The sequence below is a fragment of the Bacillus sp. PPSBB_11 genome (genome assembly GCF_038023285.1).
Lineage (GTDB): Bacteria > Bacillota > Bacilli > Bacillales > Bacillaceae > Bacillus > Bacillus altitudinis.
Window position 1 is genome coordinate 801,726 of record NZ_CP150633.1, and the last position, 1,270, is coordinate 802,995.

Sequence of the window (1,270 nt, forward strand, 5' to 3'; positions counted from 1 at the left end):
GCGGCTTGGCGTGCTTGGACATCGCTCGAATTAGATCATAAATGTCACCGCGGTCATCTACCGACAAATATTGGACTAACGCCTCTCTATGCAAAGTCAACACTCGATCTAGGGCGCATTGAGCCTCTGTCTTTTCTGAGTAAGGGATCATACCAAACCATTCTCTAATGTTCATATTAACAACCTCCATATTAGCGCGTCTTCTCGACGTTAAATAACGCAATCAACGTTTTATCCGGCGCTTTAGATTGACGATAGAAAACGTTTGGATTAAACGTATATCGCTCCGGCTCGCTGCCGACCTTAACGCGAGCTATAACGTACTCGCTTCCGAATTTCATAGCCTTCAGACGACGACCAAGCGTATCCGGCACTACCCCTATCGCGGCAGCTAGACCGGCTCGGCTGAACCAACGGATGGCCCTCGGATTTGATTCGTTAGGATTCTCGCATAGAGCGTTAGTATCGAAATGAATATATGGGAGCATACGATAGATCAGCCCGATGTCTGTCGCTTTGACTTCGCTGTAAACTCGTTTAATTTTTGCGCTATATATTTTAACAACGTGCGGACTGCGGAAATTCCCCTTAAAATGATAACGTTCATTTACCGAGTAGCCATCGTCATTTTTTCGTATAATATCATGCTGAACAGCCGCTGAAATGAAATCGTAGAAAGTCTGTCGCTTTTTCGTAAGTTGAAGCACGTCCATCAAGTCCGAAGTATCCATCGGTATCTTATCGCGACTTGACTTAATTAAAAGGCCGCCGTAATCAACGTAGCATTGTAGAAGCATTAAATATCCGCACTGAGCCGTTGTGAGGACGTCATATACTTCGTTTATATTCGGCATCTCCGCATTGGTAAACTCACGTCGATCATCCGTTTTATTTAATTGCTGACGGAAGGCTGCGTCCTGATTACGATGCCTCAAAGAGTAGATACCGGACAGGTCTTCGCCTGTGTTAACGTCAATAATGCGCGGTTGATTTTGATTCATACATACGCCCCTTTTCGTATTTATCGCAAAACAAAAGACGCCTATTGAGCGTCTGACCTTACCGTTTTGATGCCGGTTGCTATATTTACGGTGAATTGACCGCTAGACTTTCCGTTGACGAAATCGTTGTACCGTTTACGAATTCCCTTGTTTCTAGACACGGCAACCTCATCGATCGCCATATCCTCACGAAGACTACGCTCTCTTCTCGCAGGATAAGCATAATCTCTCCCATCTATCCCGACATCCGCTTATGCCACTTTTACATC

General features: G+C 45.1%; 1 protein-coding gene. It reads right to left on the reverse strand.

Going from position 1 to position 1,270, the window contains the following annotated elements:
• Positions 1-191: 191 nt before the first annotated feature.
• Positions 192-1,001: a hypothetical protein gene (locus V7L95_RS04060; protein WP_340968140.1), complete on the reverse strand. Its 810-nt coding sequence runs from the start codon at positions 999-1,001 to the stop codon at positions 192-194.
• Between the last annotated feature and the right edge of the window lie 269 nt (positions 1,002-1,270).